Genomic DNA, 24729 nt, shown 5'->3' with positions numbered 1-24729 from the left:
CTGGGACGGGGGACGATGCCCTCGCTGTGGGGCAGCCCTTGCTTGGCATCCCTCGCTCGGGCCACGCCAGTTGCTGGCTTTTTTGATCAAATCAGGCTCTAGCGCTTATCCATCAAGCGCTAGTAGCTATTGATTTAAGAGCATTCCTGCGCCAGCGCCACAAACTCGCTCACCGGCACTTCCTCGGCGCGGCGCTGCGTGTCAAAGGTGCCGGCAAACTGGCGCGTTTCAAGCCAGCGGCCCAGGGTGTGGCGCAGCAGCTTGCGGCGCTGGCTGAAGGCAACCTGCACCAACTCTTCGAGCACAGGCACGGACAAGGCTGCAGGCTCTGCGTGCGGCACCATGCGCACCACGGCGCTGTCCACGCGCGGGGGTGGGTCAAAGCTCTCGGGCGGCACGAACAACACGTTTTCCATGGCGTAGCGCCACTGCAGCATCACTGACAGGCGGCCGTAGTCGCTGGTGGCGGGCTGCGCCACCATGCGATCGATCACTTCCTTTTGCAGCATGAAATGCTGATCTTCGATGACCTGCACATGGCCCAGCAGATGGAACAGGATGGGCGTGGAGATGTTGTAGGGCAGGTTGCCCACCACGCGCAACCGCAAACCGGGCTGTCCTGCCTTGTCACGCAGGGTCTGCGCCAGTGCTGTGAAGTCCACCTTGAGCACGTCCGACTCGATCACATCGAGCTGGCCGTGCAGACGCAGGCGCAGGGCGAGGTCGCGGTCCAGCTCGATGACGGTGAGGCGCCCCAGGCGCTCCACCAGGGGTTGCGTCAGCGCGGCCAGGCCCGGCCCGATCTCGACCATGGGTTGGCCCGGCTGCGGCGCAATGGCCTGCACGATGCCGCCGATGATGCCCTGGTCGGACAGGAAATGCTGCCCAAAACGCTTGCGGGGAATGTGTTTCAACGCGGCCTTACCTGTTGTCGTGTTTGAGGGTGCAGAGGGTGTGGAAGGGAACGGCGTGCGTTGCACTCACTGGGGAGGCTCGCGGTACTCGACATACGCCCGCCCGCGCAGCTCCTGCGCCCAGGTAGCGTAGGCTTCGTCGAGTTTCTTCTCGCGCACCGTGCTGCGCGCCATGTCGCGCTGCTCGCGCTGGGTGAGCTTGGCTTCGCGGCGTTCCAGCAGCTGGATCAGGTGCACACCAAAGCGCGAGACCACGGGTTCGCTGATGCCGCCGGGCTTGAGGGCATCCAGGGCCTGCTCGAACTCGGGCACATACCGGCCAGGGTTGGCCCAGCCCAGGTCGCCGCCCTCTTTGGAGCTGCCATCCTGCGAATGCTCGCGCGCCAAGGCCGCAAAGTCGGCCTGCCCCGCCAGCACGCGGCGGCGGTAGTCGGCCAGACGGGCTGCTGCTGCGGCTTCGGACAATTGGGGGCCGGTGCGCAGCAGGATGTGGCGCGCATGGTTTTGCTCCACCGTGCTGGGCAGGCCCGCCGTCACGCGTTCCACCACCTTGAGCACGTGAAAGCCCGCTGGCGAGCGCACCGGACCCACGATGGAGCCCACCGGCAGGCCCAGGGTGGAGTTCACAAACAGTTCGGGATAACGATCCGCAGGCCGCAGGCCCAGCAGCCCACCGGCACGCTGGCCTTCGGGCGCATCGGAGAACTCGCGGGCCACCGCCGCAAAGTCTTCGCCCGCGCGCACCTTGTCTGCAGCGCGCTGCGCACGGGTCTGCCGCTCGGCGACCTGCGCGGGGGTGGCCTTTTCAGGCACCAGCACCAGCACATGACCGAGGTTGATCTCCATGGCGGCGACATCTGTGCCCTTTTGCTCTTCACGCAGGAACTGGTCCACGTCCAGGTCGCTCACCTTCACCCGCGCTTCGACTTCGCGTTCGCGCAGGCGCTGCTGCAGCAGCTGGTTGCGCAGCTCTTCGCGAAAACGGTCCTTGCTCATGCCATCACGGGCCAGGCGCGCATACAGCGCGTCCACCGTCATGTCGTTCTGGCGGGCCACGCCCTGCTCGGCCTGCGACACGGCGTAGTCATCGACCTTGATACCGGATTCGCGTGCCTGTTGCAGCTGCACCTTCTCCAGGATGATGCGTTCGAGCACTTCGCGCGCCAGCGCGTCACGTGGGGGCATGGCGCCGCCCTGTTTGGCGATCTGCGCCTCGGCCCGTGCCAGGCGCGAGCGCACCTCGTAGTTGGTCACGGGTTCGGAGTTGACCACCGCCACAATGAAATCGGCCGAGCGCGGTGCCGTGCTGGCAGAGGGGGCGGGCAGCGCGATGGAGGGCACGGCAGCAGGGCGCGCAGTCAACGAAGACGGCGAGGAAGACAAGCCTGTTTTGCCCGAAGACGAGGTCCCCGAGGGGCGCAGGCCCTGCGCCGCAGCGCCTTGCGCCACGAGGGATGCCAACGCGGCCGTCAAGGCCAGTGCGAATACACGGTGGTTCATGGTCTAGTCGTAGTTGCTGAAGCGGCTGGGCGTGGAGACCTGCTCGCGCAGGTTCTGGTAACGCGGCACATTTTGCTTGAAGGAGTCGAGCGGGCTGGAGCCCAGGCTCAGGCGGGAGAAGCCCACGAATTCAATCTGGAACAGCAGGCGCGTGTTGGAACTGGTCACGCTGCTTTGCAGGCGCTCCAGCACCACACGGCCGATCCAGCAGCAGCTGTCGTACTCAAAGCCCACCACGGTGTCCACGAGCTTGCGATCCTTCATGCTGTAGTTCAGGCGGCCCACGCTGTACCAGCGCCCACCGCCCTGGCCACGGCCAGCGCCCAGGTCCTTGCCCTTGTCACCCCACAGGTCGTTGAGCGGCCACTGCCAGCCAACGTCGATCTGCTCGCTGGTGCCGCGCTGCAGGCGGTAGGCCGCACTCACGGTGCGGTAGTTGCTGGGGCTGTAGCGCGCGCCAACGGTGGAGCGGATGGACTGGCCGGTCTTGGGGTTGTACTGCACGGTGGAGTCAAAGCCCCACTGCGGTGTCCAGTTGATGCCAGCGCCCAACAGCAGATCCGACAGGCGCTCGCTGACCGGAGTGCCCCCTGGCAGGGTCACTTTCTGGTCCGAGAAACGCACTCGCTGGGCAATGCCAAAACGCGCTGCCTGGGCGCCCGAATCGGGGTCGAGCAGGCGTGTGGTCACGCCCAGGGTCAGCAGGTTGTTGTCGGCCAGCCGGTCGTTGCCGCCAAAGGCGTTCTCGGTGTAGATGGTCGCAAAGTTGAAGTCGTTGGCCGCCGTGTCGTACACCGGCAGCATGCTCTGGTCGCGATAGGGCGTGTAGGTGTAGAACGCCCGGGGTTCCAGCGTCTGCAGGAAGGCCCGGCCAAAGTAGGCGGTGTCGCGCTCGAACACCAGGCCGCTGTCCAGGCTGAAGGTGGGCAGCGTGCGGCTGGCCGAGCGCTGGCCGTTGGACAGGGCCGAATCAAACTGGTACTGCGTGGCATGCAGTTGCAGGCGCGGGGTGATGAAGCCACCGGGCGACAGGAAGGGGCGGCTGATCTGCGCCATGGCGTAGCTGCGATCAGCGTTGGGCTGGCCCGTCAGCGCGCGGGCCGCTTCAAAGCGCGTGGTGTCCAGCTCCACGCTGGCATCGAACCCACCGCCCAGTTGCGAAGGGTTGTAGCGCCACTGCACCTGCGGCATGCGGTCGTACGGTGGCACGATGGGCGAGCTCACGTCTTGCAGCGTCTGCCACTTGAGCGTGCGCACGGTGGCCGACATGTCGTTGCGGCCCCAGGACAGGATCGCATCGTTGGGCAACAGGCGCTGGCGCAATTGGTCTGTGGCACGGCTGAAGTCGCGCCAGTAGTTGTCGTCACTCACCCGGTTGAGGTTGAGGTTCAGACCCAGCCCGCCGATGCCGGTGTCGAATCCTCCTTGATGCTGACCCGAAAAACTCCAGCGAGCGCGATCGCGCAGCCGGTCGGTGGGCATCACATCGGCGCTGATCTGCCCATGGTAGGTCGGCTCCAGATAGCGGAACTCGCCGCCCACGTTGGCGCCTCGCTTGGTCATAAGCGCCGCGCGCAAGGTGGCATCGCGGTTGGGTGCGATGTTCCAGTAGTACGGCTGCATGTAGGTCACGCCGTCGCGGCTGTCGAGCCCGATGGTGGGCGGCAAGAGGCCGGACTTGCGCTTTTCCGACAGCGGGAAGGTGATGTACGGAATGGGCAGCACCGAGATGCCCTTGAACTCCAGCACCGCATCTTCGGCGGTGCCCACCTCTTCTTCGTTGTCGATGCGGATGGTGGCTGCGCGCAGCACCCAGTCGGGCTGCCAACTCTCTTCGTTGCCGCGCTCGCAGGTGGTGTAGGTGCCGTTGTGCACCACGGCGCGGTAGCGGTCCGTGAAGTCGACGCGTGTGGCATCGCCGTGGGCCTGGGTGGCCAGGAAGCGGTAGCGCGCGTCGCTGAAGAAGCCTTCGAAAGCCTCCACCCTCAGCTCCAGCGCCGTGCCTTCATACACATTGCCCGCGCGGTTGATGCGCACCTTGCCGTTGGCCTTGGCCAGGTCCTCGGGCACGTTGTAGTCGAGCCGATCGGCGCGGATGACCGTGTCGCCCCGGCGCAGCTCCGCATTGCCTTCAATCAGCGCATTGAGGTCGGTCTGGCCGCTGATGTGGTCGCCCTTCACAAAAACGGGCAGCTGAGAGCGCACCGCGTCGGGAATCTTCTCTTGCAGCAGGGGCGAAGTGCGCAACACCGGGGGGGCATCCCAGGCGCTGGGCGCGGCTGCAGCCTGGGCCATAGCCGCCAGCGGCAGGCCGCACCAGGCCAGCGCGACGCCCACGGCCAGGGCACGGGGCACGGGGGGCCGCAGCCGTGCAGACTTCGCCATGGCGGGCCGGGTGCGAAGGGAGGTGAGGTTCTGCACGGTGAGGGGCTGGCAGCGTGGCACGTGGGGTGTTGGGGGCGGTAGCGGACGAAGGGACCCACCGTGGCCAGCGCGCGCGGCGCCAGCCCACAGTCGGTTTGTAAAATCGGATTATCCATGAGCCACCCCATCCCCCCATCACCCGTCGGCCAGCCATCGGCTGCCGCCGTGGCTGCACCCGCTGCGCCCGCCGCCTCCACCCCTGTCAGCTGGCCCGACACCGCCCGCCGTGTGGCCTTTGAAGCCTGGTTGGCCCCCCTGGTAGGCCCCCACCAGTTGCTGCCCGCCACGCTGCGCCCCGCGTCGGCCGATGCGAGCTTTCGGCGTTACCTGCGCATCGACAGCGCATCGGGCGCCAGCCGCATCGTCATGGACGCACCACCCGACAAGGAAAACTGCCAACCGTTTGTACAGGTGCAAGGCCTGATGGCAGCCGCCGGGCTGAACGTGCCGCAGATCCTGGCGTTTGATGCGCCAACCGGCTTCATGCTGCTGTCCGACTTGGGTCACCAGACCGTGATCGAGCGGCTGAACCCCGAAAAGCCCCAAGACGCCTACGCCTGGTACCAGCAGGCCACCGACGTGTTGCTGCAATGGCAAACGGCGTCCCAACCCGGCGTGCTGCCCGCCTACGACGACGCCCTGCTGCGCCGCGAGCTGGCGCTGTTCCCCGATTGGTACCTGGCCCAACACCGCGCCGTCACGCTGGACGACAAGCAGCAGGCCACGCTGCAAAGCGCCTTTGATGCCATCGTGGCGCACAACCTGGCGGCGCCCAGCGTGTATGTGCACCGCGACTTCATGACCCGGAATCTGATGGCGCCCAGCAAAGCCGGCGCGCCCCTGGGCGTGCTGGACTTCCAGGACGCCGTGTACGGCCCCATCACCTATGACATTGCCAGCCTGCTGCGCGATGCCTTCATCAGCTGGGAAGAAGAATTCGTCATCGACATTACCGTGCGTTACTGGGAGAAGGCGCGCAAGGCAGGGCTGCTGGGCGCACGCAGCGCCAGCGGCTGGGGCGATGACTTTGGCGAGTTCTACCGCGCGGTGGAATGGATGGGCCTGCAGCGCCACCTCAAGGTCGCCGGCATCTTTGCGCGCCTGACCCTGCGCGACGGCAAGCCCAAGTACCTGGCTGATGCGCCGCGTTTCATGGCCTACATCCGCGCCACGGCCAATCGCTACCGCCAACTGGGGCCGCTGCTCAAGATGCTGGACCAGATCGAAGGGACCGAACCCGTCGTGGGCTTTGCCTACGGCCGCATGTAGCCGCAGCCCCCTGTACACGGCACACCCAAAAATCAAGCAAAAACCGGCTCAAGCGCAGACACATCATGCGCCAGTAGCTATTACAAAGATAGCAAATGCCCCGTTTCCATTGCCCGGCCCCACTGGCCACCGGCGCCGAGCTGGACCTGCCCCCGGGCGCTGCGCGCCATGTCCAGGTGCTGCGACTGCAGCCCGGCGACAGCCTTACCCTGTTCCATGGCGGGCAGGGCGCGGGCGACCCGGGCGGCGAGTTTGATGCCACCGTGCTCAAGATGGGCCGCAGCGACGTGCGCGTGCTGGTGGGCGCGCACCACGCCATCGACCGCGAGGCACCCCGCGCCGTGCACCTGCTGGCGGGCATCACCGCCAACGAACGCATGGACTGGCTGGTCGAGAAGGCCACCGAACTCGGCGTGGCCAGCATCACGCCGCTGGTGGCCGAGCGCAGCGTGCTCAAGCTCAAGGGCGAGCGGGCCGACAAGAAGATCGCCCACTGGCAGGCCGTGGCCGTGGCCGCCTGCGAGCAATGTGGCCGCAATCGCGTGCCCTTGGTGCACCCGGCCATCGACCTGGCAGGCTGGCTGCGCACACCGGGGCACGGCGCCGCCGCCGCCGATACCCCAGGCGCTCCCCTGCGCCTACTGCTGTCGCTGCGGCCCGGCACCGTGCCACTGCGCGAAGCCACTGGCGGCGCAGGTGCCCAGCGCCCGGTGCTGTTCCTGTCGGGCCCCGAGGGCGGCCTGAGCCCTGCGGAAGAAGACCTGGCGCTGCAACACGGCTTTGCCCCGGTCACGCTGGGCCCCCGTGTGCTGCGCGCCGAGACCGCACCACTGGCGGCCCTGGCCGCGCTCACCCTGTAACGCGGCCACCCTGCCCGAAGCCCGATAGCCCGCTCTGGCCGTGCTGGGCGTGCGGGCCGTGCAGTACACACGCCCAACCGGGGTCTGGGGGCTGTACGCGCAGCATTGCCTCGCCGTAAAATTGCCGACTGGTCGGTAACCCGCTACACCAGCGGTTTTCGTGCCCCCGCCCGCGTACCACGCGGCCCCTCCTCCTGGCCGGAGCCCCCACCTTGCGCCCACCCGCCCGCTGGCAGCGCCTCAAGGATGTGATCCTCTCCACCGACCCTCGGCGGCGCACGCTGGTGGGCATGGCCTTGCTGGCGCTCACGCTGATGGCCAGCAGCGCCGGAGTGATGCTGCTGGTGGCGCATTCCAGCACCGCCGTGGACAAGACCGCAGTGCAATGGTGGGCCGCCCTGTCGGTGGGCGGCCTGGTGGTGATGACGGCCTTCATCCGATCAGGCGAAACCGCCCACCTGCGCGACCCTTCGCTCACCATTCCGCAAATGGTCTGGACCATCACCAGCGGTGCCGTGGCCTATGTGCTGGCGGGCGATGCGCGCGGGCTGGTGCCCAGCGTGCTGGCCATGATCCTGTTCTTTGGCACCTTCGGCCTCACGGTGGCCGAGGTGATCGGCATCGGTGTGTACGCGCTGCTGGCGTTTGCCAGCGCCATCGGCGTCAGCTCACGCTTCAATGCCAACGCCTCGGGTTACCTCGACACCGCCTACGCGCTGATGGTGCTCATCGTGCTGAGCGGCTGCATTGCGCTGAACCTGCGCATTCAGCGCATCCGCGCCAAGCTGCAGCAGCAGCGCGAGGCGCTGGCCCAGGCGCTTGAAGTCAACCGCGAACTGGCCACCCGCGACGAGCTGACGGGCCTCCTCAACCGCCGCGCCATGCTGGACCTGATGGCGCTGGAGCACCGCCGCAGCCTGCGCAGCGGCCGCCCGCTGCTGCTGGCGCAGCTGGACATCGACCACTTCAAACCCATCAACGACCAGCATGGCCACGCCACCGGCGACCGCGCACTGCAAGCGTTTGCAGGCACGGTGCGCGCCAGCGTGCGCGACACCGACGTGCTGGCCCGCTGGGGCGGCGAGGAGTTTGTGCTGATGCTCACCGACACCTCGGCGGAACATGCGCGCGAGCTGCTCGAACGCGTCCGCCAGGCGGTGCAGGTGCTGGAGATTGCGCACAGCACCAACGCGCTGCACATGACGGTGTCCATCGGCCTCGCGCAGCAACTGCCCGGCGACACCGTGGAGCACACGCTGGAACGCGCCGACCAGGCGCTGTACCACGCCAAGGCCCTGGGCCGCAACCGCGTGGTGGTGGCGCCCGCAGCCCACCGCACGGCGGCGACAGGGGTTAACGCGCGGGCTTGAGCGTGCCGCAGTCGGCCGCAAGCCACTTGCCGTTTTGCACCATATCGATCTGCTCGGGCTTGCCGTTGGACGTCGTCTTGACCTTGAAATTGCCCGCATAGGCCGTGGGGCCCTGAAAGGTCATCGTCCCCTCGCCCGTGGTGGGCGGCTGGCCCTGGGTGCCCTTGCAGCTGAATGTCATGGCCACCGCGCTGGGGCCAGTGCGTTGCACGTTCTGCGTGCAGCCCTCTTGCGCAGGAATGCGGTCCAGATTGGCCTGCTCGGGGCTGATGCAGACCTTCACGGTGTTGCCGCTGGGGCCCATGCTCACGCCCTGCTGGGCCATGGCCTGTTCCATCTGCTTGCGCTGCGCGGGCGTCAGGCTGACCATGGATTTTTGCATCTGCGCCATGGCGGCCTCCAGCTGGCCGCTCTGGCTTTTCATGGTCACGCTGTTCTCCCACAGACCGGGCCGCAGCTTCTGGGGCTGGGCGTGGGCAGCACTCCACAGGCCGGGCCAGAGCACTGCGGTAGAGAAGGCAAACACGAAAGCGCGGGGGATGGTGATGTGCATGGTGTGGGGGCCTCAGTGCCAGCGGCTGGGACCACAGTATCGGCACGCAGGCCCCGGCTGCCAAGTGGGGACAGAGCCCTCTGGTAGGGGCCACGACCGATGGAACGCACTCTCAGACGCCGATGCACTCAAGCGCTCAGATGCGGTGGCGCACGCAACTGCTCGGGGGTGGTGAAGTAAGCGGCCGAATCACCCAAGCCTGCACGCGCCTGGGCCAGCTCGTGCCGCGCCACGGTGCGCAGGTGCACCTCGTCGGGCCCGTCCATCAGCCGCAGCGCGCGGCCCCAGGTCCAGAAGGCGGCCAAGGGCGTGTCGGGCGACAGGCCCATGGCGCCAAAGACCTGCATGGCGCGGTCCACCACGCGCTGCTGCAGGCGCGCGGCCACCACCTTGATGGCGGCAACCTGGGCACGCACCGTGCGCGCATCCGCAGCGTCGCCCTGGTCCAGCAGCCAGGCCGCATGCAGCACCAGCAGGCGCGCCTGGTCGATCTCGATGCGCGACTCGGCCAGCCATTCCTGCACGTTGGCCTGCTCGGCCAGCGGCTTGCCAAAGGCCGTGCGCTCCAGCGCCCGCTCGGTGGCCAGGCGCAGGGCCAGCTCGCACTGGCCGATGGTGCGCATGCAGTGGTGCACACGGCCCGGACCCAGGCGGGCCTGGGCCATCGCAAAACCGGCGCCCCAGTCGCCCAACAGGTGGTCGGCGGGCACCCGCACGCCCTGCAGCAATATCTCGCAATGCCCTTCGGGCGCATGGTGGTGCAGCACGCTGATGTTGCGCACGATCTGCACACCCAGCGTGTCCACGGGCACCAGCACCATGCTGTGGCGGTGGTGGCTGTCTGCACCATCGGCATCTGCATTGCGGCACAGCACGATGAGCAGCCTGCAATGCGGGTGCGCCGCGCCGGTGATGAACCACTTGCGGCCGCTGAGCACCAGGTGGTCACCCTCGCGTCGCACCGTGGTCTGCAGGTTGGTGGGGTCGGACGAGGCCACGTCGGGCTCGCTCATCGCAAAGGCCGAGCGCATGCGGCCCTCCAGCAGCGGCGCCAGCCACGCCGTGCGCTGCGGGGGTGTCGCAAAGCGGTGCAGCAGCTCAATGTTGCCGGTGTCGGGCGCGTGGCAGTTGAACACCTCGGCCGCCCAGGGCAGGCGGCCCATGGCCTCAGCCAGCGGCGCGTAGTCGAGGTTGCACAAGCGCGTGCCCGGCTCGTCGTCACGCAGCGTGGGCAAGAACAGGTTCCACAGGCCGTCTTCACGCGCCAGGGTTTTAAGGTCCTCCAAAAACGGCGGCGGGTAGTCGCCCGCCACCACGGCCGCATGCCAGGCGGCGTTGTACGGCAGCAGGTAGCGGTCCATGAACGCCAGCAGGCGCTCGCGCAGTTGAAGGGCCAGAGGGGAAGGTGCGAAGTCCATGGGGCCATTGTGAAAACACCGCCCCGGCGCGTCACAACGCAGGCGACATGGGGCTTGACGCACATCACGGCCCGCCCAGGTGCTTCCAGTGAGGGCGCATATCAGCTACAACATTCATAGCTAGCAGCGCATGCTGCACCTGCGCTACCAGCCACTTTTGCTTGAACTTCTTCCGGTACACCTGCGTCGCACAGGTACCATGGCCCCATGAGTACCCACTACGAAACCCTGCAACACGTCGACACCTACCGCGAGGCGTTTGCGGTCGAGCCCCCTGCGGCGCTGGGTGAACGCCACCTGTGGCCCCGCAAGCCGGGCTTTTTCATCGTGCATGCAGCGACGGCGACGGCCCTGGCACAAGGGTCGGCCCCCAATGCCGAAGAAACCGCTCCGGCAACGGCTTCAGACACCCCCAGCGACACTGCCCCCACCCGGGTGCTGGTGCCCGCGCAATGGGGCCTGGTGCCGCACTGGGTCAAGTCAGCATCCGACGCCAAGCTGCGCGCCCCCAAGCTGGTCAACGCCAAGTCCGACACAGCCTCCACCGGCACGGCGTTTCGCGACGCGTGGCTGAACGGCCAGCGCTGCATCGTGCCCATGGCCGCGTTTTATGAAGACGACCTGCGCAGCGGCAAGGCCGTGCCCACCCGCGTGGCGCGCGTGGACGGCAAACCCATGGGCGTGGCGGGCCTGTGGGCGCGCTGGCAGGGCGCCGATGGCGAGGTGATCATCAGCTACTGCCTGCTGACAGTGAACGCCAACAACCACGCGCTGCTGCACCGTTACGGCCAGCCGGGCAGCGAAAAGAGCATGCCCGCCATCCTGAACGAAGGCGCGTACGACGCGTGGCTCACGGCCCGGCCGGAAAAGGCCAAGGAGTTCATGCGCCAGTACGCGGCGCAGTGGCTGCTGGCCAACCCGGTGGAAAAAAAGGCCGATAAGGTGCCCAAGGGCCTGCTGGGCTGAGGCCGCGCCGCGCGGGCGGCGCGGTGGCGCTCAGGATGGCCGCTTCATCTGGCAAGACGTGGGCTGCGCGCTGATGTAGTTGTCCCACGCCACTTCGGAGCGGAAGCCGTACCCGGTCTTCTCGGCGTCGTACTTCACGCCCTTGCTGCCCTGCTTGGCCCAGATGCCCAGGTACAGCGGGGCTTCGAGCTGGTGGTCGGTCTTGCGCATGCGCACCTCGCCCATGGGGCTCTTGTAGGTCATGCCTTCCAGGGCCAGGGCTACCTTCTTGGCGTCGGTGGACTGGGCCTTGCGCATGGCTTCACGCAGCATGTGCATGCTGTTCCAGTGCGCGGCAAACACAAAGTCGTCGCCCGTCTTTTTCTTGTAGTCCACGTAGATCTTTTCCAGCTCGGGGGTGGGGGCGTTGTGCACCCAGTTCCAGATCACCCCCACCTTGCCTTCGCCCCAGGGCCCGATCTGCGCGGGCGTGCCGGGGTTGTTGGCGTTGAGCGTGAAGTAGTTGATGTTCAGGCCGTAGTCGCGGGATGACTTGAACAGCAGCGTCAGGTCGCTGCCCCAGTTGGAGGTGATGACCGTGTCGGCCTTGGCGGCGGCCATCTTCGCCACATAGGGCGCAAAGTCGCGCGTCTGGGCGATGGGGATGAAGTCGTCACCCACGATCTCGATGTCGGGCCGCTTGCGGGCCAGGTATTCCTTTGCGGCCTTGGAGACCTGGCGGCCGTGGGTGTAGTCCTGGTTGAGCAGGTACACGCGCTTCACATCCTTGCGGCCTTGCAGGTAGGTGGTCAGCGCCTCCATCTTCATCTCGCTCGATGGATAGAAGCGAAAGTGCCAGAAGCTGCAGCGCTCGTTGGTGAGCTGCGGGTCCATGGCGGCGTAGTTGAGGTACACGGTGGCGCGCTCCGGGTCGCGCTCGGCGAGCTTGTTGAGCCCGTCCACCAGCGCCAGCGCCACGCCCGATCCGCCCCCCTGGGTGATGTAGCGCACGCCCCGGTCGGTGGCGGCCTTGAGCGCGTTCAGGCTCTCCTGCGGCGTGCCCTTGTTGTCAAAGTCCATCACCTCGAACTTGGGCTCGTTGGGCCCCGCCTTGGCGTTGACCTGCGCCACCACCTCGCGCAGCTGGTTGAGCGAGCTTTGGCCGGTGAGCGCAAAGGGGCCCGACAACAGGTCGATGAAGCCGATCTTCACCGTCTCGGCCGCGCCGGCGTGCGCCGCCATCACCAGCGCGGCGGCGCAGGCACCGGCTTTCAACCATTGGCGTGGCCATTTCCTGGGAACCATGTTCATGTGTGTCTCCGTGGGTGGGGTAAGAAAGGGATGCCGTCAGTCAATAAGGGGCGGTGTCATTCATCGCTGAATACCGAACCATGGCGCTGCCGCAGCTCGTTTTTCTGGACCTTGCCGGTGCCGCCCAGCGGCAGGCTTTCGACAAACAGCACTTCGTCGGGCAGCCACCACTTGGCAACACGCTCTGCGAGGAAGTCCAGGATCTGCGTCTTGTCGAGCGACTGGCCGGGCTTGCGCACGATGAAGAGCAGGGGGCGCTCGTCCCACTTGGGGTGCTTGACGCCGATGACGGCGGCCATGGCTACCGCCGGGTGGGCCACGGCCGCGTTCTCCAGGTCGATGGAGCTGATCCACTCGCCGCCCGACTTGATCACGTCCTTGGTGCGGTCGCGGATCTGCACCACACCCTGCGTGCTGATGGTGGCGATATCGCCCGTGGGAAACCAGCCATCCACCAGCGCCGAACGCTCGGCCTTGTGGTACCGGTCCACGATCCACTGGCCGCGCACCATCAGCTCGCCCTGCGATGCGCCATCGCGCGGCAGGCTGGCGCCGTTTTCGTCGACCAGCTTGAGCTCGATGCCAAACACCGACTTGCCCTGCTTGGCGACCAGCGCGTGGCGGTCCTCGGGCGGCAGTTCGGCATCGGCCGCAGACAGCGTGCTCATGGTGGCAATGGCCGTGGTTTCGGTCATGCCCCAGCCATGGCGCACCTCCACGCCAAACTGGTTGCTGAACTTGGCAATCAGCGCCTTGGGCATGGCCGAGCCGCCCACGCCCGTGCGCCGCATGGTGGTGAACCGCAGCTGGTGCTGCTCCACATGCTGGATCAGGCCCATCCAGATCGTCGGCACGCCCGCACTGACGGTGACGCGCTCGGTCTCCATCAGCTCGTACAGGCTGGCGGCATCCAGGCGCGGGCCGGGCAGCACCAGCTTGGCGCCGCCGATCAGGGCCGCGTAGGGCAGGCACCAGGCATTGATGTGGAACATGGGCACCACGGGCAGGATGGTCTCCTGCGCGCTGATGCTCAGCACACCCGGCATGCAGGCCGACAGCGCACTGAGCACCAGCGCCCGGTGCGAATACAACACGCCCTTGGGGTTGCCGGTGGTGCCCGAGGTGTAGCACAGCGCCGCACCGGTCTTTTCATCGCATTCGGGCCACACAAAGCGGTCATCCTGACGGGCCACCAGCGTCTCGTACGCCTCGACCCCGCTAACGCCTTGCAGATCGATGCTGCCCAGCGTGTCGGCATCACACAGGGCCACCCAATGCCGCACCCTTGGGCATGACGCCGCAATGGCGCGCACCAGCGGCGCAAAGGTGGTGTCAAACAGCACCACCTCGTCCTCAGCATGGTTGACGATGTAGGCCAGCTGCTCGGGGTGCAGGCGCGGGTTGCAGGTGTGCATGACCATGCCGCTGCCGGACACGGCGTAATACGCCTCCAGGTGGCGGTGGTTGTTCCAGGCGAGCGAGCCCACCGTGCTGCCGGGGCGCAGCCCCAACACCTGCAGCGCGTTGGCCAGCTGCCGGGCGCGCCGTGCCAGGTCGGCAAAGCGGTACCGGTGCAGGCTGCCATCGGTGTCGCGCGAGACGATCTGCTGGTCGCCGTATTGGTTCTCACCGTGCTCAAGAATGGCCGAAACCAGTAACGGTCGGTCCATCATGCTGCCGGGCTGCTGCATTGCTGTCGTCTCCTTGTTGTCTGTGCGCGGTGCTGCATCGCGGCATCCATGGGGTGCCGGTGCAGGGCCCTCTTTACCGGGGCAGGCACATCGTCGCAAACAACGCGGGGCGTGCTTGTCTTCTGCGCGACTGGGGGAGTCGTCGCACCGCCGTGGTGCACCGTGGCACCGGCGGAACGTCAGGAGCGCGGTCTGAGCCCGCTACCAATCCAGTGCGGCGAAAAGCGCGTCCATGCGCGCCTGCACGGCGGCTTCCATGGCCATGGGGCGCCCCCACTCCCGCTGGGTTTCGCCGGGCCACTTGTTCGTGGCGTCCATCCCCATCTTGCTGCCCAGGCCGCTGACGGGCGAGGCGAAGTCCAGGTAGTCGATGGGCGTGTGCTCCACCATCATGGTGTCGCGCGCCGGGTCCATGCGGGTGGTGATGGCCCAGATCACGTCTTTCCAGTCGCGCACATCCACGTCGGCATCGACCACCACGATGAACTTGGTGTACATGAACTGGCGCAGGTGGCTCCACACGCCCATCATCACGCGCCGCGCGTGGCCTGCGTAGGCCTTGCGGATGCTGACCACCGCCATGCGGTAGCTGCAGCCTTCGGGTGGCAGGTAGAAGTCCACGATCTCAGGAAACTGCTTTTGCAAGAGCGGGATGAACAGCTCGTTCATCGCCAGGCCCAGCACGGCGGGTTCGTCGGGCGGCTTGCCGGTGTAGGTGCTGTGGTAGATCGCATCCTTGCGCAGGGTGATGCGGTCCACGGTGAGCACGGGGAACTCGGCGCATTCGTTGTAGTAGCCGGTGTGGTCGCCGTAGGGGCCTTCGAGCGCGTGCTGCCAGCCGCTGGCGTGGTGGGCGTCGGGCTGGATGTGGCCTTCCAGCACGACCTCGGCCGTCGCGGGCACCTGCAGCGGCACGCCCAGCGCGGGCGTCACCTCGGTGCGAGCGCCGCGCAGCAGGCCTGCGAACTGGTATTCGCTCAAAGAATCGGGCACGGGCGTGACGGCACCCAGCAGCGTGGCGGGGTCGGCCCCCAGCGCCACTGCCACGGGGTAGGGCTGGCCGGGGTGGGCGGCGCAGTGGTCGGCAAAGTCCAACGCGCCGCCTCGGTGGGCCAGCCAGCGCACGATGACCTGGTTGCGCGAGAGCACCTGCTGGCGGTAGATGCCCAGGTTCTGCCGAGCCTTGCGCGGGCCTCGCGTGATGGTCAGGCCCCAGGTGATGAGCGGGGCCACGTCGCCAGGCCAGCAGTGCTGCACGGGCAGGCGGGCCAGGTCGACATCCGGCCCTTCCCACACCTCTTGCTGGCAGGGCGCGCCGCGCGCCACGGTGTGGGGCGCCATGTTCCACAGGGTCTTGAGCAACTGGCCCATGCCCAGCATGTCCTTGAAGCCTTTGGGCGCCTCGGGCTCCTTGAGGGTGGCCAGCAGCTCGCCCAGAGCGCGCACGCCGTGCAGGTCGGCCACGCCCATGGCACGCGCCACGCGGGCCGGGGTGCCAAACAGGTTGGTGAGCACGGGCATCGGGTGGCCCGTGGGCTGCGTAAACAGCAGCGCGGGGCCGCCTGCGCGCAGCACGCGGTCGCTGAGCGCGGTCATCTCCAGGTGGGACGAGACCGGCTCGCACACGCGGCGCAGGTCGCCCGTGGCTTCGAGCTGGGCCATGAAGTCGCGCAGGTCGCGGTAGGCCATGTGAGGTCCAGAATTTGAATGAAATCGACCGGTAGCGCAGGTATTGATTGCGCCAACAGCTATGAATTAAGGAGCATTCAGTTCCAGGCCCTGCCAGCGCGGCGCCAGGTCGTGCGGCACATCAATGAGGTCGAGCACCCGGGCCACGCTGTAGTCCACCACCTCGCCCACAGTCTGTGGGCGCAGGTAGAAGGCGGGCAGCGGCGGGCAGATGATGCCGCCCATCTCGGTCACCGCCACCATGTTGCGCAGGTGCGTGAGGTGCAACGGCGATTCGCGCACCATCAGCACCAGGCGGCGGCGCTCCTTGAGGGCCACGTCGGCCGCGCGCGTGAGCAGGTTGTCGGCCAGCCCATGCGCAATGGCAGCCAGCGTGCGCATGGAGCACGGTGCCACCACCATCGCATGGCACTGGAACGAGCCGCTGGCGATGGCGGCGCCCACGTTGGCCACGTCGTGCACGCGGTGGGCCAGGGCCTCGACGGCGGGGCGGTCCATGTCCAGCTCGTGCTGCAGGTTGCGCCAGCCTGCATCCGAAACCACGAGGTGCGTCTCGATGCCGCTCTGGCCCTGCAGCACCTGCAGCAGGCGCGCGCCGTACACAGCACCGCTGGCGCCCGAAATGGCAACGATGACGCGGCGGGTGGGCACAGGCTCAGCCATGGGTCGCGTCCTCGGCAGCACGGGTACGCAGGGGTTGCGCCTGCTGGTCGGCCTCCACCTGCTCCAGCACCAGCGCGGCCTGCACGGGGTCAAAGTCTTCGTGCGCACGTTTTTTCACGCCGTACTGCTGCAGCTGGTAGTGCCGGTCGGCAGCCATGCCGTGGCGCGCGAGCGTGCTTTTCACGCAGACCAGCGGGCAGCCGTCGAGCGCAATGATGGGCCGCCCCGAGCGCACGGTTTTCATGAGGTGCGGCACATCACCCCCCACACCGGCGATGCACGACATCTCGGCCACACCGCGCCGGTCGAGCTGCAGCGCCACGTGGTTGGCCAGCTGCGCGGCGCTGGAACAGCCGGAGCAGGAATAAACCAGGGGGTGATTCAGGGGATCGGTGTCGGTGATCATGGGTCACCCTCCATGGCGTGGTGCCGGGTCCAGGCGGCGCCGCAAGCGGCCCAGCACCTGGCGCGGCGCCAGCGTGTGCGCCCACTGGCGCGGGTCCAGCACCGGCAGCTCAATGGCGTCGAGCGCGTTCTTCACCACCAGGCCCAGCTCGGTGTCGCCCTCCATCGACAGGCGACGGCTGAAGAACAGCGTGTCGGGGTCTTGCTGGCGCTGGGCGAGCAGCAAAAAGTCATGGGCCGTGGCGCTCAGCGTCACATCGGCCACAGCAGGGGCCACCAGCGGGGCATGGGGTGCAAAACGCTGGCCCGTCCAGGCAAAGTCGAACGCCAGGCGCGCATCGCGCACCTGCACCCGCATCTTCTTGTGAAGCAGCAAGCGGCCCACGTCATCGGGCAGGTGCCGGGCCAGTGCGAGGTTGAGCGCCGTCACCACCAGCATCGAGCCGGGGTAGGCAGGCAGGCGCGACAGCAAGGCCCCCACGGGCGGCGGCACCACCCGCGGGTTCGCGGCAGGAATGGGCGAAGAAGGGAAAGCAGCCATAGGTAGAAGACGGGCCCTCAGGCCACGTAAAAAAACACGGTGAAAAAGTGGCACACACTGCCGCCCAGCACGAACAAGTGCCACAGCCCGTGGCCATGGCGCACGCGGTGGTCCAGCGCATAAAAGACGATGCCCAGCGTGTAGCAGGCCCCGCCCGCCAGCAACCAGCCAAAACCCCCGGGCGTGAGCGCCTGCCACAACGGCACCACGGCCACCAGCGCCAGCCAGCCCATGAGCACGTAGATGACCAGCGACAACACGCGCGCACCCCGTGCCCACCAGATCTCCTGCGTGATGCCCAGCAGGGCCAGGCCCCACACCACGCCCAGCAACGACCAGCCCCAGGGCCCGCGCAGCGACACCAGCGCAAACGGCGTGTAGCTGCCTGCAATCAGCAGGTAGATGCTGCAGTGGTCCAGCTTTTGCAGCACGGCCTTGACGGCACGCCGGCGCACGCTGTGGTACGCGGTGGAGGCCGTGTACAGCGCCACCAGCATGGCGCCATAGATGCTGAACGCGACCACCTTCCACGGGTCGCCCAGGCGCGCCGCGAGGGTGATGAGCACGGCCGCACCCGCCGTGGCGAGCAAGGCGCCCACCAGGTGGCTGATGCTGTTGAAACGTTCTCCGGGGTACATGCGGTGTGCACCTTCGCGCTATGAAGCCATGGCGGTCCGTGCGGCTACACCGTCCGTGGACCCTTGCAACCCCTGCTCCAGGCCCGGGCGCCCAAACCAGTAGCCGTTGCAAGGCAGATCGGGCATGAAGGGCTGCATGCGCTCCACAAAGTCGGGCGTCTTTTCAGCGGCTGCGTCAGCGTCCATGGCGCGGCGGGCTTCGTCGAACGTGGCCACCACCTGCGGCATGTGCTGGGCCTGAGGGCTCAGGCGCACCACGTCCACGCCACAGGCGCGCATCGCCGCCAGTTCGTTGACCAGGTTGTAGACACGGGCCGATTGTGTTTGTGTGCCGTTGAGCACCAGAAAACCTTCGCTCTCGCGCGTGCGCAGCGGCAGGCCGTCGGCGTGCGGCAGGCAGCTGAACTGGCAGTCGTCCTTGGGCAGGTTGCGGTGGCGTGCGGTAAAGCAGCGCGCCGAATAGGCCAGCGGCATGCGCCCGTAGGCAAACACCTCGGTCTGCACGCCTGCAGGCCGCTTCGCCAGCACGGCGGAGAGCGCGTCCTGCGACATTTCAAGCGGCATCACCCAGCGGGTGGCGCCCAGTTGCGCCATCCACTGCAGCGAATGCGCGTTGTACAGGTTCAGGTGCGGGCCCGCCACAAAGGCCTGCGGCCCGCCGGGTGCACGCGCAAGGCAGCTCACGGCGCCCATGTCATTGGCCTCCACCAGAAACTCGCCGTTGCCCGTGATCTTGTGCATCACCCCCACGTCGGCGCTGGACTCGATGAGCACCTGGCTGGACAACACCGCCTCCTTGCCTGCGTCCCGCAGCATGCGCGCCAGCGCCAGCCAGTCGGCCAGGCGCAGCTCATGGCGGCGCGAGCACACCGTCTCGCCCAGGTACACCACGTCCACGGGCGTGGCGGCCATGGCCTCGTAGAACGCGAACACGGTGTCGCGGGGCCAGTAGTACAGCAGCGGGCCGAGAGAGAGTTTCATGGGGCGGTCTCCGGGGTTTTTGTCGTTATGGGGAAGCACTACTTCCACGGGCGGTGATAGGCGCCTAGCGTGTGCTGCTGGCCCTCGGCCACCTGGTCCAGGCTGGCCATCCAGTGCGTCTTGGGCGCGTAGCGGTGGGGGTGGGCCTGGCACTGGTCCATGGCCTCGCGCCAGACCTGGGTGACCTGCGCTACATACGCGGGGCTGCGCTGGCGGCCTTCGATCTTGATGGCGCGCACGCCCATCTTGAGCAGCTGGGGCAGCAGCTCCAGCGTGTTGAGGCTGGTGGGCTCTTCAATGGCGTAGTAGTTCTCGTCGTCCCCCACGTCGAAGCGGCCCTTGCACAGCGTGGGATAGCCCGCGTTCTCGCCGGGCGCATAGCGGTCGATGAGCACGCCGTTCAGGCGCGACTCGCGGCCCTGCGGGGTCTCCACCCAGCGCACGGCCTTCGGGGGTGAACACACGCCGTGGGTGTTGGGCGATTCGCCGGTCACGTACGACGACAGCGCGCAGCGCCCCTCGACCATCACACACAGGCTGCCAAAACCGAACACCTCGATCTCGACCGGCGTGCGATCGATGACCTGGCGCACCTGCTCCATCGACAGCACACGTGGCAGCACGGCGCGCACGATGCCGAACTGCTCGCGATAGAAGTTGATGGCCTCGTAGTTGGTGGCCGAGCCCTGCACCGACAGGTGCAGCCGCAACGTGGGGTGGCGCTGCACCGCGTATTGCATCAGGCCTGGGTCGGCCAGGATGACGGCGTCCACACCCAGGTCCACCGCCTTGTCCAGCGCGCTGCGCCAGGGCTCAGGGTGGGCGGCCTGCGGGTAGGTGTTGAGCGCCATGAAGACCTTGCAGCCGCGCGCATGCGCATAGCCAATGCCCTGGGCGATGGCCGCCTCGTCAAAGTTGAGGCCCGCAAAATTGCGCGCGTTGGTGGCGTCGCGCAGGCCCAGGTAGACGCAGTTGGCGCCATGGTCCACGGCCGCTTTCAGGGCAGGCAGGCTGCCAGCGGGGCAGACGAGTTCCAGGGCAGGGGTTGCCGCCACAGGCAACGCAGCAGCCATCGATTTCAGGGGTTCCATCACAAGCATTCAAACGCTGGCCCCGGTGGGGAGCCATAGCAATGGGCGCCACCATACGGGGGCTGGGCTGCGCATCCGCTGATCTTCATCAACGGCAGTGCACAATGCTGGAGCAAAGCAGTCGGGTTTTGATGTGACCGATCTTTCCTGGCACACCACACTGCCACCCGGCCCTGACTTGCCTCCATCCCCGCCACCCCTTCTGCCCGCCCCGAGCGCTGCCCTGCCGTGAACAAGAACCTGTGGTTGCTGGCCTTGTGCCAAGGCCTTTTCCTCACCAACAACGTTGTCTTCATTGCCATCAACGGCCTGGTGGGCCTGCAGCTGGCGCCCTTTGGCTGGATGGCCACGCTGCCGGTGATGGGCTATGTGGTGGGCGGTGCGCTGTCCACCCCCCTGGTGGCCCGAACGCAGTCGCGCTGGGGGCGCAAGGTGTCGTTCCAGATCGGGTTGGCCGTGGCGGTGGCATCGGCCGCGCTGTGTGCCTGGGCGGCCTTCAGCGCCAGCTTCTGGCTGCTGTGCACGGCCACGGTGGTGGCGGGCTACTACAGCGCCAACGGTGGCCTGTACCGCTTTGCCGCCGCCGAACTGGCCGCGCCAGACTACCGCGAGAAGGCCGTGTCGCTGGTGCTGGCCGGTGGCCTGCTGGGCGCCGTGGCGGGCCCCAACCTGGCCAGCGCCACACGCACGCTGTTCCCGGTGCCGTTTGCGGGCGCCTACATCGCGCTGATCGGCGTGGCGCTGTTGTCCATGCTGTGCATGGCGGCCATTCGGTTCGAGGCGCAGCCTGTGGTGCTCAATGCCGCAGGGCAACGCGAGCAGGGCAGACCTCTCTCGGTGCTGATGCGCCAGCCCGCCTTCATCGTGGCCATTGTGGGTGCCGCGCTGGGCTATGGCGTGATGAACCTGTTGATGGCGGCCACGCCGCTGGCCATGCAGGTGTGTGGCTTTGATTTTGATGCCTCGGCGCTGGTGCTGGAGTGGCACGTAATCGGCATGTTCGCGCCCGGCTTTGTCACCGGCCACCTCATCAAGCGTTTTGGCGTGTTGCCCATCATGGGCACGGGGGTGTTGCTCAACTTCGCCTGCGTGGCCGTGGCGCTGATGGGGGTGGAGCTACACCACTTTGGCATTGCATTGTTCTTGCTGGGAGTGGGCTGGAACTTCCTGTTCACCGGCTCCACCACCCTGGCCATGACGGCCTACCGCCCCGAAGAGAAGGACCGTGCCCAGGCGGCCATCAACTTCTGCGTGTACGCCACGCTGGCGCTGAGCGCGTTTTCATCCGGCGTGCTGGTCACCACGCAGGGCTGGACGCTGCTCAACGCTGGTTCGCTGGTACCCATTGTGGTAACGGGGCTGGCACTGGCCTGGCTGGGTGTGCAGCGCAAGCGCGTTTCACCCGGCGTCTGACAACACGGCGGCGTTTTCCGCTGCCACGGCGGTGCGCAGCCACTGTGCAAAGGCCGCTACCGCAGGGTCTTCCTGACGCCCCGGCGCCACAAACAGGCTGTAGCCGCGCACGCCGCTGTCGTGGTGCGGGTGGGCCAGCACCAGCTCGCCCGATTGCAGTTCGCGCTCGACAAAGTACCGGGGCACCAGGCCTAGCCCCAAGTCGGCGCGCACCGCCTCCACCAGCATCGAGAACAGATCGAAGCGGTGGCCGCCCAACGTGTGGCCGGGGGTGCGCATGATGCCCGCACGGGCCAGCCAGTCGTCCCACGCCCCCAGGCGCGAGCTGAGCTGCAGCAGCGGCACGGCCCGAAAGTCGCCGCGCTCCATCGCGCGCCGGTGGCGCGACTGCGGCGCACACACCGCCACGCAGACCTCGGGTATCAGGGGCGCTGGCACCACCCCGGGCCAGGCCGCGTCGTCGTACTGCACGGCCACGTCGAACGGGATCTCTGCCATGTAGATCTGCGTGGGGTACACCTGCAGGTGCAGGCTGCAGCCTTTGTGCTGTGCAAGGAAAGCAGGCAGCCGGGGCAGCAGCCAGCGCTCGGCAAACACGGGCACGCAGCCCACCAGCAGGCGCGCGCCATCGGGCCGCTGGGCCATGGCTTCGAGCGTGTGGTTCTGCAGCCGCAGCAGGTCGCCCACGATCTGTGCGTGGTAGCGGCGGCCCACGTCGGTGAGCGTGGAGCCGCGTGCGCCGCGCTGCACCAGTTGCAGGCCCAGCTGGCCTTCCAGCAGGCGCAGCTGCTGGCTGACCGCACTGTGCGTGAGGCAGAGTTCTTCGGCGGCCTTGCTCACACCGTGGTGGCGCGCCACGGCATCAAAAACGAGCAGGGCGCGGGTGCTGGGGATGTGTTTTCGCATGTAAGAAAAACTGTCGGCTGGGCAGATTAAAGCAGAGCCCAAGGGCGGGGTTCGGTCCAACAATTGCATGGCACTGCGTACCGGTACCGGGCCCCATCTGCGGCGCTTGTTGTGCCGACCACCCCTTCCGTTTGTGTTCGCTGGATCATCATGACTCTCCCTCTCCATACCTTCCGTGCCACCGCCCTCGTCAGTGCCGTGGTCCTTGCCACCGCTACGTTGCTGCCCTCTGCAGCCCATGCACAGTTCGGTGCCGTGGCACCCACGCCCACCGCGCTGCGTCCCGCCGTGGACAAGGCCTACAGCCAGCTCATGGCTGCGCCCCAGATCCTGCGGCTGCTCGACGCCGTGAAGGCCGACCACGACCGCGCCACCGAAGACCTGCGCATGCTCACCGAGATCGAGGCACCTCCGTTCAAGGAACAAAAGCGCGCCGAAGCCTTCCTGGCCCGGCTCCAGGCCCTGGGCCTGACCAATGCCGCCATTGACGCCGAAGGCAATGTGGTGGGGGTGCGCAAGGGCACGGGCAACGGGCCCAAGCTGGTCATCTCGGCCCACCTGGACACCGTGTTCCCCTCCGGCACCGACGTGAAGGTGAAGGAGCGCGACGGCAAGCTGTATGCGCCCGGCATTTCCGACAACACGCGCGGCCTGGCTGTGCTGCTGTCATGGCTCAAGGTGCTGAACGACCAAAAGATCGCCACCGTGGGCGACCTAGTTTTTGTGGGCAATGTGGGCGAGGAAGAGCTGGGCAACCTGCGCGGCATGAAGCACCTGTTCAAGGAACACCTCGACATTGATGGTTTGGTGGCGCTGGAGCCTGCGCCCGACGGCACCGTCCTGGTGCTGGGCACGGGCAGTCACCGCCACGAGGTGACCTTCAAGAGCCCGGGCGGCCACAGTTACGCCGCGTTTGGCGAGGTGCCCAGCGCCATCCACGGCATGGGCCGCGCCATTGCCAAGATCGCCGAGATCCGCACCCCCAAGAGCCCCAAGACCACCTTCACCGTGGGCACGGTGGGCGGCGGCACATCCGTCAACACCATCGCGCCGGATGCGCGCATGGCGGTGGACATCCGCTCCGACGAGATGGCCCCGCTGCTGGCCACCGAAAAGCAGGTGCTGGGCGCCGTTGACAGCGCGGTGACCGAGGAGAACGCACGCTGGGGTGTGAATACCTTGAGCGCATCGACCAAACTCATCGGCGACCGGCCCGGTGGCCGCACAGCGGCCGACTCGCTGATCGTCGAGGCCGCCGTGCGCGCCAACACGGCCTTCGGCCGCCAGACGGTGCTGGGCGGCGCCAGCACCGACGCCAATGTGCCCATGTCGCTGGGCATCCCCGCCATCGTGATCGGGGGCGGCGGCAAGACGGGCGGTTTTCATGCGCTGTCTGAATGGATCGACCTGACAGACGCCTGGAAAGGCGCACAGACCTCGCTGGTCACTGTGCTGGGGCTGGTGGGGGTGCAGGGCGTGAGCGCACCGCTGCTGGACAAGCGTCCACCCCGCACCAAATAGTCACGCTGCACAACAATTCACGATTGTTGACATGAAGGAGACGCCAAGGTGCGTACCATGGGCGGTTCCGTCCGGGCCGGCACACTGCCGCCTTTTATCCCTCTGCAGGAGAACACCATGGGTTTGCTCGATTCCGTTCTGGGTGCCGTCATCAACAATGCATCGCAAGGCGGCAGCGGCGCCGCTGCATCCGGTGGGGCCGCAGGTGGCTTGGGGGGGCTGATCAGCATGGCCGCTCAAAACCCGCAGCTAGTGCAGGCCGTGATGTCCCTGATCAGCAACGATGGCCCGGTGGGCGGCCTGCCAGGCCTGATGGCCAAGTTTCAGCAAGCAGGACTGGACAACGTGATTGGGTCCTGGCTGAGTGCTGGGCCCAACCAGGCGATCTCGGGTGAGCAGTTGTCCAACGTGCTGGGCAGCGGTCCGCTGTCGCAGATCGCCACACAACTGGGCGTGGGCCCCGGGGCGGCGGCAGGGCAATTGGCCCAGGTGTTGCCCGGCTTGGTGGACCACCTCAGCCCACGCGGCGAGGCCCCGCAGGGCGGCTTTGGCAACGCCAATGACCTGTTCGGTATGCTGGGCGGATTGCTTCAAAAATAATAGCTGTCGACGCTTATCCTGTAAGC

At 67.2% G+C, this 24729-nt stretch carries 22 protein-coding genes; 7 read left to right on the top strand and 15 right to left on the bottom strand.

The window, feature by feature from the left end; genetic code table 11:
- Positions 1-134: 134 nt before the first annotated feature.
- The 3 genes from rsmA to OIN59_RS01880 all read right to left on the bottom strand — a co-directional run bounded on the left by rsmA (position 135) and on the right by OIN59_RS01880 (position 4799).
- Entirely contained in the window at positions 135-914 is a 780-nt protein-coding gene (rsmA, locus tag OIN59_RS01890) for a 16S rRNA (adenine(1518)-N(6)/adenine(1519)-N(6))-dimethyltransferase RsmA (RefSeq protein ID WP_274106574.1), read from the bottom strand.
- A 66-nt stretch (positions 915-980) separates the two neighbouring features.
- On the bottom strand, positions 981-2414 hold the full coding sequence (locus OIN59_RS01885; protein WP_274106572.1) for a peptidylprolyl isomerase: 1434 nt from the start codon (positions 2412-2414) through the stop codon (positions 981-983).
- A gap of 3 nt (positions 2415-2417) precedes the next feature.
- Positions 2418-4799 carry an LPS-assembly protein LptD gene (locus OIN59_RS01880; protein ID WP_274106570.1) on the bottom strand — a complete coding sequence of 794 codons (2382 nt, stop codon included), beginning with the start codon at positions 4797-4799 and terminating at the stop codon, positions 2418-2420.
- 153 nt (positions 4800-4952) lie between these two features.
- Here OIN59_RS01880 and OIN59_RS01875 point away from each other — a divergent pair, with 153 nt between their 5' ends.
- The 3 genes from OIN59_RS01875 (at position 4953) to OIN59_RS01865 (ending at position 8337) form a co-directional block, all read left to right on the top strand.
- Entirely contained in the window at positions 4953-6107 is a 1155-nt protein-coding gene (locus OIN59_RS01875) for an aminoglycoside phosphotransferase family protein (RefSeq protein ID WP_274106568.1), read from the top strand.
- Between the two features lie 95 nt (positions 6108-6202).
- On the top strand, positions 6203-6967 hold the full coding sequence (locus OIN59_RS01870; protein ID WP_274106566.1) for a 16S rRNA (uracil(1498)-N(3))-methyltransferase: 765 nt from the start codon (positions 6203-6205) through the stop codon (positions 6965-6967).
- Positions 6968-7179: 212 nt separating this feature from the next.
- Positions 7180-8337 (top strand): diguanylate cyclase, encoded by a 1158-nt coding sequence (locus OIN59_RS01865; RefSeq protein WP_274106564.1) that lies wholly within the window; start codon positions 7180-7182, stop codon positions 8335-8337.
- Here OIN59_RS01865 and OIN59_RS01860 read toward each other — a convergent pair.
- The gene (locus OIN59_RS01860; protein WP_274106562.1) at positions 8321-8890 is read right to left on the bottom strand and encodes a DUF3617 domain-containing protein; all 570 of its coding nucleotides are present in this window, start codon (positions 8888-8890) and stop codon (positions 8321-8323) included. The genes OIN59_RS01865 and OIN59_RS01860 overlap by 17 nt on opposite strands.
- A 128-nt stretch (positions 8891-9018) precedes the next feature.
- Positions 9019-10308 carry an acyl-CoA dehydrogenase family protein gene (locus OIN59_RS01855; RefSeq protein ID WP_274106560.1) on the bottom strand — a complete coding sequence of 430 codons (1290 nt, stop codon included), beginning with the start codon at positions 10306-10308 and terminating at the stop codon, positions 9019-9021.
- A 207-nt stretch (positions 10309-10515) separates the two neighbouring features.
- Here OIN59_RS01855 and OIN59_RS01850 point away from each other — a divergent pair, with 207 nt between their 5' ends.
- Complete coding sequence (locus OIN59_RS01850) at positions 10516-11274, top strand: SOS response-associated peptidase (protein ID WP_274106559.1); 759 nt, start codon at positions 10516-10518, stop codon at positions 11272-11274.
- Positions 11275-11304: 30 nt separating this feature from the next.
- On the opposite strand, the gene OIN59_RS01845 is transcribed toward OIN59_RS01850, so the two are convergent.
- The 9 genes from OIN59_RS01845 to ubiU all read right to left on the bottom strand — a co-directional run bounded on the left by OIN59_RS01845 (position 11305) and on the right by ubiU (position 20272).
- The gene (locus tag OIN59_RS01845; RefSeq protein WP_274106557.1) at positions 11305-12564 is read right to left on the bottom strand and encodes a branched-chain amino acid ABC transporter substrate-binding protein; all 1260 of its coding nucleotides are present in this window, start codon (positions 12562-12564) and stop codon (positions 11305-11307) included.
- Positions 12565-12620: 56 nt separating this feature from the next.
- A complete protein-coding gene (locus tag OIN59_RS01840; RefSeq protein WP_274106555.1) occupies positions 12621-14255 on the bottom strand; it encodes a long-chain-fatty-acid--CoA ligase in 1635 nt (544 codons plus the stop codon).
- A gap of 201 nt (positions 14256-14456) precedes the next feature.
- Positions 14457-15944, bottom strand: a complete 1488-nt coding sequence (gene ubiD, locus OIN59_RS01835) for a 4-hydroxy-3-polyprenylbenzoate decarboxylase (protein ID WP_274106553.1) — start codon at positions 15942-15944, stop codon at positions 14457-14459.
- 66 nt (positions 15945-16010) lie between these two features.
- On the bottom strand, positions 16011-16607 hold the full coding sequence (locus OIN59_RS01830) for a UbiX family flavin prenyltransferase (protein WP_274106551.1): 597 nt from the start codon (positions 16605-16607) through the stop codon (positions 16011-16013).
- A complete protein-coding gene (locus tag OIN59_RS01825; protein WP_274106549.1) occupies positions 16600-17013 on the bottom strand; it encodes a putative zinc-binding protein in 414 nt (137 codons plus the stop codon). The genes OIN59_RS01830 and OIN59_RS01825 overlap by 8 nt, the downstream gene beginning before the upstream one ends.
- A 3-nt stretch (positions 17014-17016) precedes the next feature.
- Positions 17017-17553 carry a ubiquinone anaerobic biosynthesis accessory factor UbiT gene (gene ubiT, locus OIN59_RS01820; protein ID WP_274106547.1) on the bottom strand — a complete coding sequence of 179 codons (537 nt, stop codon included), beginning with the start codon at positions 17551-17553 and terminating at the stop codon, positions 17017-17019.
- 17 nt (positions 17554-17570) lie between these two features.
- The gene (gene trhA, locus OIN59_RS01815) at positions 17571-18191 is read right to left on the bottom strand and encodes a PAQR family membrane homeostasis protein TrhA (RefSeq protein ID WP_274106545.1); all 621 of its coding nucleotides are present in this window, start codon (positions 18189-18191) and stop codon (positions 17571-17573) included.
- Positions 18192-18209: 18 nt separating this feature from the next.
- A complete protein-coding gene (locus tag OIN59_RS01810; protein WP_274106544.1) occupies positions 18210-19172 on the bottom strand; it encodes a U32 family peptidase in 963 nt (320 codons plus the stop codon).
- 38 nt (positions 19173-19210) lie between these two features.
- Positions 19211-20272, bottom strand: coding sequence for a ubiquinone anaerobic biosynthesis protein UbiU (gene ubiU, locus OIN59_RS01805; protein ID WP_407655045.1), 1062 nt, complete (start codon positions 20270-20272; stop codon positions 19211-19213).
- Positions 20273-20491: 219 nt separating this feature from the next.
- Here ubiU and OIN59_RS01800 point away from each other — a divergent pair, with 219 nt between their 5' ends.
- Entirely contained in the window at positions 20492-21676 is a 1185-nt protein-coding gene (locus tag OIN59_RS01800; RefSeq protein ID WP_274106540.1) for an MFS transporter, read from the top strand.
- On the opposite strand, the gene OIN59_RS01795 is transcribed toward OIN59_RS01800, so the two are convergent.
- Positions 21662-22582 (bottom strand): LysR family transcriptional regulator, encoded by a 921-nt coding sequence (locus OIN59_RS01795; protein ID WP_274106538.1) that lies wholly within the window; start codon positions 22580-22582, stop codon positions 21662-21664. The genes OIN59_RS01800 and OIN59_RS01795 overlap by 15 nt on opposite strands.
- 150 nt (positions 22583-22732) lie before the next feature.
- Between OIN59_RS01795 and OIN59_RS01790 the strand changes: the two genes are divergently transcribed.
- Together OIN59_RS01790 and OIN59_RS01785 are read left to right on the top strand one after the other, a co-directional pair.
- On the top strand, positions 22733-24103 hold the full coding sequence (locus OIN59_RS01790; RefSeq protein WP_274106536.1) for a M20/M25/M40 family metallo-hydrolase: 1371 nt from the start codon (positions 22733-22735) through the stop codon (positions 24101-24103).
- A gap of 117 nt (positions 24104-24220) precedes the next feature.
- On the top strand, positions 24221-24703 hold the full coding sequence (locus OIN59_RS01785) for a YidB family protein (RefSeq protein WP_274106534.1): 483 nt from the start codon (positions 24221-24223) through the stop codon (positions 24701-24703).
- Positions 24704-24729 lie beyond the last annotated feature (26 nt).

The organism is Acidovorax benzenivorans, from assembly GCF_028680575.1.
Taxonomy (GTDB): domain Bacteria; phylum Pseudomonadota; class Gammaproteobacteria; order Burkholderiales; family Burkholderiaceae_C; genus Acidovorax; species Acidovorax benzenivorans.
Note: the sequence above shows the minus strand (reverse complement) of the source record. Positions and strands in the feature narration are given on the sequence as shown.